We start from the raw sequence: 9,476 nt of genomic DNA, 5'->3' as shown, positions 1-9,476 counted from the left end.
ACACCTGGACCGAGTTACTCTGCCATGCCGCCTGATTGGATAAAGTCGAGCTTAACAGTTACAGCTAAGAAATCCTCATCCTGAAGAAGAGCCTGATATTTTTCTTTCACTAATTTTGCGTTACTGATTAAACCATACTGAAGTCTTTTTGATAGGCCAATCATAAGTGACTCAATAAAACGAGAAGCTCCTTTAAGCTTCCACACATAACCCCGCTGAAATATTGGTACATATATACTACCATTATTCATGCGCTTGACTAACCCATCAACAGGATAGTCAGCGCCACAACTGGTTATGGAATACTTAAACGGAAGAAGGTCTCCCGAATCTTCCTCAACATTATCTTCAACCGTTATGGTGAGATCTTCCATCGCTAAATCTTCAGAGTCTATGCAGAAGATTATAACTAACGACTCAAGATAGGGAGTTCAGTTGCTACTAGCCTTCTTTCCAAAGTTTTTACATGGTTCTTTCCCTTCGAATGTTTTCACAATAACTCTCTTTGGGATCCGTAGGCTAGCTTCGTAGCAGCGGACGGACGAAAGCTTCTAATGTTCTATTCCAAAGCTATCTACGATCGTTGCATTTTGCCATTGTAAAAAAGCTATCGAATTTTGGGGAGTATCGCAGCAGGAACGCCCCAACCTACCGTATGCTGAAATTTTGACGCACAATATCCAGGCTGGGATGGCTGCAATTTCCTCCAACCAAAAACAACATTTCCTATGGCTCATCGGCATTGTGGCGCTAGGTGCTGCACTGCGGTTGACCTTTTTGGCAGCAAAACCCCTGTGGCTGGATGAGGTCATTACAGCCCTATTCAGCGTTGGACGCAGTACTGCCGATGTTCCCCTGAACACGCTCTTCCCGATTTCAGACTTAAAGATTCTATTTAGCGTCAAACCCGGTGTTCCCTTGGCGGATATCGTGAACCACGTCAACACCGATTCTCTCCATCCGCCCCTCTTTTTCATGCTGATGTATGGCTGGGTGAGTTGGCTAACACCGGATGAACATTGGGTTTGGGTGTTGCGCTGCTTGCCTGCATTGTTTGGGCTAGGGGCGATCGCCGCTGTCTATTGGCTCACTCGATTAGCGTATACGCCCAGGGCGGGTCTGGTCGCGGCGGCACTTATGGCTGTATCTCCCTTTGTGGTCTATCTCTCCCAAGAAGCTCGCCATTACACCATGCCCATGCTCTGGATTACCTTAGCGCTGGCTGCTTTAGTGCAAATGCAGACCGATCTCTATTCCGGCAAAGGTCTACGCCCTTGGGTTTGGTTCGGGTGGATCGGCCTCAACCTGGTGGCGCTCTATACCCATTACTTTGCACTGTTGACCTTGGCAGCACAGCTCGGCGCGATCGCCCTGTGGTTGGCATGGCAAGACGGGCAGCATCGAACAATTCTTTGGTGGCGATGGGGGGCGATCGCCCTTGCCGTCGGTGGGATTGGTGTCGGCTATGCACCGTGGCTCCGGATCATGACCCAACACCTCAGCCGTCCTGAAACCAACTGGCTCACCCGCGATCCGAATTGGGCGGAACGGGTTCAATACCTAGTGCAACTGGTGGTGAACGGCGTGCTGATGGTGGTTGCGTTTCCGGTCGAGCGTCAGCCGTTGCCTGTGATTGTGCTATCGGCTTTGCTGGTGGTGGGCGTCGCAGGATTTCTGGTCTGGCAGATCGTCCAAGGTGCAAACCAGCTTCGTCCATCCCTGTCCCACTATCCGGGAATCTGGCTCTTACTGGGATTCGGCTTCTGGATTTTGATGGAATTTCTAGTGATCATCTACGGCCTCAACCGCAACATCACGGCTGCTCCCCGTTATAACTTTGTCGTCTATCCAGCGGTGTGTGCGCTACTGGCGATCGCCCTCTGTGCCGCATCCCATCAAAATCGGGGTCGAGGCATCCTCGCGATTCTACTCACCGGACTGCTCAGCAGTGGATTTGTGAATGCCAATCTGGTGTTCCAGAAAGCGTACTATCCCGATGAAGTGGCTCAGGCAATGGTGGGGGATGGCGATCGCCCCGTGATCATGCTCAGCAGCTACCAATCCCTTCAGGAAATTGCCCTGGGACTCAGTTTTGCCTTGGAAATGCCGAACCAGTATGAGCAAGCGACTGGCAAACCCTCAACCTTGGACGCAATCCCCATCGAACTCGGTTTTATGTTTCGTCCTACAGGTGGCTACCGTCCGGTGTGGGAACAGTTGGCAAAATCTCAAACCCAGTTGAAAACGCCGCTAAACCTGTGGGCGATCGCCACTCCCGGCATGAAGCAAGACGACTATCCCGAAAAGCTCCAACTGCAAACGACTGATCAACCTCCCCAGCGCATCCGCTGTTTACGTCAACCCGATGGCTATCGTGAAACGGGTATCCCCTATCAACAGTTCGCCTGTCGGTGATGAGTGGACTACTGGACGGGCGATCGCCCTGGACGATAGAGTTTACGACAAATCACTTCTCCTGCACCATCGGGTTCAAACGCGACAACCCGACCATCGGCTTGAATGCGTTGGCGATCGCGGCAGTTATACACCTCCTGTTCTCGCTGCACCCCATCCATGGAAACCACGGCCCGATATTCCCAAAACTGCTTTGCACTTCGTTTTACGCTCACAAGGCAAATACTGTGGCTGTCCGTTTGGTAACACGGTACGGCGATCGCCCTATCCATCCCGATGCCAAGGCTCAACACGACCAAACTCACCACCAGCAAAATCCTTAAACCCCGCACAGATCGTCCTCTACTTCGCGTGTTTCCTCTACCCTACTCCGAAACCGTCCCACGCTAAGCTGGACACGGGAGTTCACCGAAGAGGGCGATCGCCATGGGATTCTATACTGAACGCATTTTTCCGTACTTGCTAGATTGGTCAATGTCCGACCCAATCTTTACCCAGTATCGTCAAGAGTTGCTTAAAGATGTTCAAGGCGATGTCCTCGAAATCGGCTTTGGTACAGGGCTAAACCTGGCTCATTATCCTGAGACGGTTCAAACCTTGGTGGCGATCGATGCTAATCCCGGAGTCCATGCCCTTGCGGAAAAGCGGATTCAATCTGGTACTCTCACGGTCGATCATCGCGTACTCAACGGAGAACAATTACCCTTCCCCGATGCCAGCTTTGATAGTGTCGTCAGTACCTGGACACTGTGCAGCATTGCCAACGTCGAACAAGCCATCCAGGAGATCTACCGCGTACTTCGTCCGGGCGGACACTTCTTCTTCGTCGAACACGGGTTAAGTCCTGATCCGAAAGTCCAAACCTGGCAGAATCGCCTTAATCCCTTGCAAAAACGCCTTGCCGACGGCTGCCACCTCAACCGCAACATCCGTACTTTGATCGAACAACAGTTTGGGCCAGTTCAAATCGAAGAATTCTACGCCAACCGCGCTCCTAAGTTTCTGACCTACCTATACAAGGGTGTCGCTACGAAGCCCTAGAACACTCAAGCCCTAGAACAGTTCTGTTGCAGTGGATGGAGAAACTTCTTCCTCCAGATCGTGTCAGAATTTGTTGTTTTTTAAGCACAGAATTTTTGATAAATAGCCCCATAATGGGAGGTTGTCGTATCAAGAGAAATTTTCATGGGGCGCGCAAAGAAAGTAGTTCTAGCATATTCCGGTGGGGTAGATACCTCCGTCTGTATTCCTTACCTCAAAAATGAATGGGGCGTTGAAGAAGTCATCACCCTCGCTGCGGACCTCGGTCAAGGGGATGAATTAGCCCCCATCAAACAGAAAGCTCTCGACTCTGGCGCGAGTGTTTCTCTCGTTGCCGACGCAACCGCAGATTTCATTAAAGACTATGCGTTTCCATCGATTCAGGCCAACGCACTGTACGAAAATCGCTATCCTCTCTCTACCGCTCTAGCCAGACCCTTAATCGCCAAGCTACTCGTTGACGCGGCGGCTGAGTACGGCGCAGATGCCGTAGCCCACGGCTGTACTGGAAAAGGCAATGACCAAGTTCGCTTTGATGTAGCGATCGCCGCTCTCAACCCCGATCTAAAAGTTCTCGCGCCTGCACGGGAATGGGGCATGAGCCGCGAGCAAACCATTGCCTACGGTGAGCAATTTGGGATTACTGCCCCCGTGAAGAAGTCTTCCCCCTACAGTATTGACCGAAACATCCTCGGACGCAGCATCGAAGCTGGCCCCCTCGAAGATCCCTGGAATGAGCCATTAGAAGAAATCTATCTCCTCACGAAGGGCATTGCCGAAACTCCCGACGAGCCAGAATACGTCGAAATCACCTTTGAAAAAGGTCTCCCGGTTGCCCTAAATGGCAGTGCCATGAGTCCCGTTGACCTCGTCAGCACCTTAAATGAAACCGTTGGCAAGCACGGGGTTGGCCGCATCGATATGCTGGAAAACCGCTTAGTCGGCATCAAGTCCCGCGAAATCTACGAAGCTCCAGCGCTGCTCGTGCTGATCATGGCGCACCGAGATCTCGAAAGCCTTACCCTCACCGCTGATGTCACCCACTACAAGCGTAGTCTTGAACAGACCTATTCAGAACTCGTTTACAACGGTCTTTGGTATAGTCCGCTGAAAGGCGCGTTGGATGCCTTTATTCAACAAACTCAAGAGCGGGTATCGGGAACTGTCCGCGTGAAGCTCTTTAAGGGTACGGCAACCGTAGTCGGACGAAAATCCGATAAGTCCCTCTATACCCCTGACTTGGCAACCTACGGTGCTGAAGATCAGTTTGATCACAAAGCAGCAGAAGGCTTTATCTACGTTTGGGGATTGCCCACACGGGTTTGGTCAGAGAAAAGCCGTCAAGGTTAATCGCTCGTGTGACTGGTATAAACGTTCTATCCTTAGAACCGAGCCTTTCATAAGTTAAGAGAGAGCGGTGCTAAGCATGGGCTCTCTCTTTTTAGTAAAGGCGTTCTGGGATGCGCAGTTTAGGCAAAAAAGTCTTTCACGTTTAATTCGCCACCAGGGAATGCATTAGGCACAAAGTTGTCTTGGAATTTGCCCAAGTTTGCCACTAAATCCTTCCTGGCACTAAAGCTAGCTGCACTATCATTAACAGCAATATAGATGCGCCTACTAAACTCGAAAAATACGGCTTCGTTCGCGCCAAGAGCTTTTCTACCAGTTCCACTGGGATTCTCAAATGCTGACTTCGCCGCAGCTTCCAGACTTTTGCCGCTTTGGACTCCCGCATTGAACAGTTTGCTGGGATACTCGTTGCGCTTGGTGGTTCCAATTCTATTATCGAAATCGAGCTGAAGGCGATCGCCCTGAATTTGAAAGAAGTCAGTTATAACGTCAACACTATTGCCCTGGATCCGGGATGTACTCAAGGCTGCTGCCTGATTTCGCCCAGAGAAGACGAAGCGATCCACACCAAATCCACTCGTGAGCTTATCTGCCCCCAAACCACTGACGAGAATGTCATCTCCTCCCGCACCTATCAGCGTATCGTTACCCTCACCTCCAATCAGGACATCATTGGCTTCTTGCCCTTGAAGGCGATCATTGCCCCGTGCTCCATCTACCGTAGAGCCTCCGCTTGCAGTCTTGATCCGATCATTGTCTGTTGTGCCAACGATGAGTCGGTCTTGTCTGAATTCCCCTACAATCCGCTTGCCGCGCTCATCACGGATGCTAATATTGCCAACCTCGTGGGTATTTGTTGCAACGGCTGTTGCACCCGTAAACGCTAAAAATGCCGTTTTAGGCAGTTTTCCATTGACTTTAGCAACATTGAATTGTCGGATAATCGTTTCATTCTTATCTGCAAAATCACCGTCTTTATTCACATCTATCTGAACGTTGAGCTTCCCCCGCTGACTTAGCTCAATCCTGACGCTTTGCTTTGCTTGCTTCGGATTAGACTTGTTGGGCAGATCTAAGGAAAAGGGTAGGGGGGTATCTAAACCTGTCAGATATGGGGAGTCCTTTGCTACTTTGCCCCGAACGGCGATCGCATCACCAATGAATCCTGGCCCACCAACGTGTCCTTCTTGTCGGGATGAGACGGAAAACGTACCGTAGGCATCAAAGCCAACGCCCATATATCCACCGACCAAGCCTGGAGTTGCGAATCGGCGCGCATATCCCAAAGAACCGCCTTCACCCCCGGCAGTATTAGGAACTTCTGCTGCATCTAAAACAGAAAATGCGACGCCATCTCCTCCGCTTCCACCGTACATGTATAAGTCAAATTCAACAGCAATTCCAGATTTAAGGTTTACAGCATGGTCAAACAGCGCTAAACCAGTAAGGTTCTTACGGGGAGGGGTCAGCCGAATAATGTCACTCATACTACTCAGTGGTGATTAATCAAAGACAATTAGATTCGTGAAATAAGTCAAAAAAACGTATTAAGTTAGATTTTTTGGCTTAAAACCCTGAAGGAAAAGAGATTGGTCATTAATACAAAATTTCGCTCATTTATAAGACTAAAAAGAGCGATTCATGTATTGCGTCCATAGTATGCATTGCAACACGAAAATTGTCACCGTAAAAGCCGCAGGGTTTATCGAAGATTAATGCCTGCGGCTCCACAGAATTTGTTTCGGTGAACTCTCGATAAAGATTTCGAAGCCCTTAGGAGAAGGCTCACGGCCTATGCATTCAGAGATATAGCGTTAATCGCTAAATCGCTAATCTCTCTGGCCTTCCAAGCGATCGCGCCGCGTTTCGAACCAAATGAGTGCCGCAATCCATCCCACCACAATCAGGAGTGCCAGCACGGCAAATTGACTGACCCAAGTGATTAACGTTGCCAAGGGCACAACCCGCCCTGCAAAGTAAGCCAAACTGACCATTACCGATGCCCACACGGTTGCCCCCGCAAAGTTGTAAAGCAAAAACTTGGGGTAAGGCATTTGGGCGAGTCCTGCTAACGGCCCCGCAAAGATTCGCAGGAGCGCCACAAAACGACCCAGAAATACGGCCCTAGCTGCGTTATCGCTAAACTGCTTCTTTAATTCAATCAACTTTTCATCCGAAATACGGAATAGCCGACCCATCCGTACCAGCAGGTTCCATCCCCCTAAAGCACCAATCCAGTAGCCAAAGCTATCGCCAAGTACAGCTCCTGCAATGGCAACGGATAAAACCCACCAATAATTCAGCTCGCCACTCCCTGCCAGGAAACCACCCACAAGGGTAATCGTTTCTCCAGGAATTGGGATACCAGCATTCTCCATCATGATGCCGAAGAAGATTGTCCAGTACCCATACAGATGGGCGAGTTCTTGCAAACTTTCTAGAGAAACGAACTCAATAGACATGGGCAATCGCTTTTACAAGTTGTAACAAACTCTCTCACAATCCTGACGCATCGGAAAGGATTGTGTCAATTGACGGATTCAAAGGTAACCTTGTGCCACAGCTTTAGTCATCCCGGTCAACACTCGGATATACCCGTAACCGTCTAAAAGATGGGTTGAACCCGGCTTGATCAGAGCATTCCCCTTGAAGGAATTCCCTGTGCCACTCATAATCGGCTGTAACCCGCAAGTTAGTGTGCTTTGCTGGTAGTGCTTAGGCGTTCGCCGCAATCAACTGGGATGGCAGTAAGCGATTCATCCAGGTTTCTAAATAAGCACGATTGGCGCGGCGCTCTTCCAGATCCGCTGTATCCAAGGGAAAGGGAGCTAATCCACGAATCGCCGCTGTAGTCACACAAAACATGGACTTCTGAAAGCTTTGGCAGATTTTAACCTTCAGATCATCCTCTTGCCGCAGACTATCTTGATAAAAGCGATGGAGATAATCTGGCAAATAATGCCGCATATCCTGCATAAGCAGGGTTGGTGGAATGCCAGAACTACCCGTCGGCAGCGGATCTGCGTATAAAGCTCCATACGCGAAGTCAGATTGATGCAGCGGAATTTGATACGCTTGGGCGTTGTATGAAACTGTGCCTAAAAAGGGGGTTCCTCGCAGAAAAACGGCTTCAACGTAAGGGACAGCGGTATCCATCAGGAACGTAATACCAGCGGACTCAGGAATCAGCGTATACGTTTTGCCGCGCCAGCTTACGCTGTAGGTAATAGGATTATTCGCATTAGCAACCAGAGCGTTCAAAATATGGTCTACAACTTGGGGAATGCTGGTAATACGTCCAGCGTCATACTCCTCCGACAAGCTGATAAACGCATCACTCATCACTCGCCAGAACTGACCCAGAGCAGAATAATAGGCCATCATTCGCATCTGTTCTGGCAGAAATTCCGGAAAGAGCCGATGCAACCCCTTCAAAATGAAATCCACCCTTAGTTTGTTTTGAATTAACTCCTCCACAACACTGAGAAATTCTGGGGAGTCAACATAGGTATCGAGCTTACCACCACCATGCCACATCATCGAGCGCATGCAGTACTCGGCGTACTCGTAATTAATACGATCATGCCACCAGTGCTTGAGCAGTTTTTGAATAGAGACATCCCCATTGAAATATTTGAAAAACGGGAACAGCCGCAAAAACTGATGATCCGCTATGTAGATCAGGTTTCGGGAGTAGGCATCCAAAACGACACCATAGCTTTTTAAGACACCAACAACCTCAAGCAGGTTTTGAGAGGAATCTGCTAAGAGTGCATTGCCCCGCTCTACCTCATAAATGTATTCGGCGAGGGGATGCTTCGAGGGTTCCAACTGAAGGCTCAACATCGCGTACTGTCTTTTTACCTAAAGACTTTATAGGGTTAACAGCAAAATCTTAAGAAACGTTACAGAACTTTAATTCGTCTCAAGAAACGGCGGAGAGATTGCACGGGTATCCCTAACGTTGACGAGGGCCGTTTCAGATTTCGTGAGCAGAAACGCAACCTCTTCCTCGCTCCACTGCACCAGCCAGTTGGGTTGTATTCCCAGCAAAAAGATAAGTACTACAAGCGCCAAGGAGGGAAGGCGATCGCCCCATTTTACCCGGGGTAAATTTGCCAGTTGCTCAGTCAAGCGACCAAAAAAGACTCGATTGATCATCAGGAGGAAATAGACAGCCGTCAAGCCTGTTGCCACCATGCAGAGCAGGGTTGGAATCAGAAAGATCGGGAAACTCCCCCGGAAGATCATAAATTCAGCAATAAAACCCACCATGCCTGGAATCCCCGCACTGGCCATTGCAGCAATAATCATCATGCTCCCGATGAGCGGCAAGCCCCGTTCAGGATTGAGCAAGCCCCGCAGCAGCGTGACATCGCGAGTTCCCGTCTTTTTTGCTACCACACCCACTAGAAGGAATAGCAGCGCTGAAATTAAACCGTGGCTGATCATCTGGGCGATCGCCGCCAGGACACTCAAGCGAGTCGCTGCTGCCGCCGCCAGTAACACAAACGCCATGTGAGAAATGGATGAATAGGCGACCACTTTTTTCATATCCTGCTGGGCGATCGCACAACACGCTCCATACAACGCGCTAAACGCTGCCCAAATCGCCAGCCAAGGTGCGATAACAACCCAGGCATCGAGGAATAACCCTAATCCAAATCGCA

Annotated in this window: 8 protein-coding genes and 1 pseudogene; 3 read left to right on the top strand and 6 right to left on the bottom strand. The window is 49.8% G+C overall.

The annotated features are described in order from the left end of the window. Positions 1-152: 152 nt before the first annotated feature. Positions 153-374, bottom strand: a pseudogene (locus tag IGR76_02300) (DUF262 domain-containing protein). Between the two features lie 316 nt (positions 375-690). On the opposite strand from IGR76_02300, the gene IGR76_02295 reads away from it, so the two are divergent. Beyond that, entirely contained in the window at positions 691-2,415 is a 1,725-nt protein-coding gene (locus IGR76_02295) for a glycosyltransferase family 39 protein (GenBank protein MBF2077364.1), read from the top strand. An 8-nt stretch (positions 2,416-2,423) separates the two neighbouring features. Here the strand turns inward: IGR76_02295 and IGR76_02290 are convergent, their stop codons facing one another. Then, positions 2,424-2,732 carry a hypothetical protein gene (locus IGR76_02290; protein MBF2077363.1) on the bottom strand — a complete coding sequence of 103 codons (309 nt, stop codon included), beginning with the start codon at positions 2,730-2,732 and terminating at the stop codon, positions 2,424-2,426. A gap of 109 nt (positions 2,733-2,841) precedes the next feature. Here IGR76_02290 and IGR76_02285 point away from each other — a divergent pair, with 109 nt between their 5' ends. Further along, positions 2,842-3,456, top strand: coding sequence for a class I SAM-dependent methyltransferase (locus tag IGR76_02285; GenBank protein MBF2077362.1), 615 nt, complete (start codon positions 2,842-2,844; stop codon positions 3,454-3,456). 144 nt (positions 3,457-3,600) lie between these two features. Further along, positions 3,601-4,806: an argininosuccinate synthase gene (locus tag IGR76_02280; protein ID MBF2077361.1), complete on the top strand. Its 1,206-nt coding sequence runs from the start codon at positions 3,601-3,603 to the stop codon at positions 4,804-4,806. Positions 4,807-4,925: 119 nt separating this feature from the next. Here the strand turns inward: IGR76_02280 and IGR76_02275 are convergent, their stop codons facing one another. The 4 genes from IGR76_02275 to IGR76_02260 all read right to left on the bottom strand — a co-directional run. Next, entirely contained in the window at positions 4,926-6,293 is a 1,368-nt protein-coding gene (locus tag IGR76_02275; protein MBF2077360.1) for a hypothetical protein, read from the bottom strand. A gap of 342 nt (positions 6,294-6,635) precedes the next feature. Further along, positions 6,636-7,268, bottom strand: a complete 633-nt coding sequence (locus tag IGR76_02270) for a DedA family protein (protein ID MBF2077359.1) — start codon at positions 7,266-7,268, stop codon at positions 6,636-6,638. A gap of 253 nt (positions 7,269-7,521) precedes the next feature. Beyond that, a complete protein-coding gene (locus IGR76_02265; protein MBF2077358.1) occupies positions 7,522-8,652 on the bottom strand; it encodes a CO2 hydration protein in 1,131 nt (376 codons plus the stop codon). A gap of 69 nt (positions 8,653-8,721) precedes the next feature. Further along, a partial coding sequence (locus IGR76_02260) for an NAD(P)H-quinone oxidoreductase subunit D4 (protein MBF2077357.1) occupies positions 8,722-9,476 on the bottom strand: 755 nt, incomplete at its 5' end.

Origin of the sequence: Synechococcales cyanobacterium T60_A2020_003, from assembly GCA_015272205.1 — a bacterium.
In the GTDB taxonomy this organism is placed as follows: Bacteria; Cyanobacteriota; Cyanobacteriia; order RECH01; family RECH01; genus JACYMB01.
The sequence above is the reverse complement of the archived record's forward strand: the minus strand, read 5'-3'. Positions and strand labels throughout refer to the sequence as shown.

Excerpts from the sequence above, each read along its gene's own strand:
- IGR76_02295 (MBF2077364.1), top strand. The coding sequence starts at position 691 with ATGGCTGCAATTTCCTCCAACCAAAAACAACATTTCCTATGGCTCATC.
- IGR76_02285 (MBF2077362.1), top strand. The coding sequence starts at position 2,842 with ATGGGATTCTATACTGAACGCATTTTTCCGTACTTGCTAGATTGGTCA.
- IGR76_02280 (MBF2077361.1), top strand. The coding sequence starts at position 3,601 with ATGGGGCGCGCAAAGAAAGTAGTTCTAGCATATTCCGGTGGGGTAGAT.
- IGR76_02275 (MBF2077360.1), bottom strand. The coding sequence starts at position 6,293 with ATGAGTGACATTATTCGGCTGACCCCTCCCCGTAAGAACCTTACTGGT.
- IGR76_02270 (MBF2077359.1), bottom strand. The coding sequence starts at position 7,268 with ATGTCTATTGAGTTCGTTTCTCTAGAAAGTTTGCAAGAACTCGCCCAT.
- IGR76_02265 (MBF2077358.1), bottom strand. The coding sequence starts at position 8,652 with ATGTTGAGCCTTCAGTTGGAACCCTCGAAGCATCCCCTCGCCGAATAC.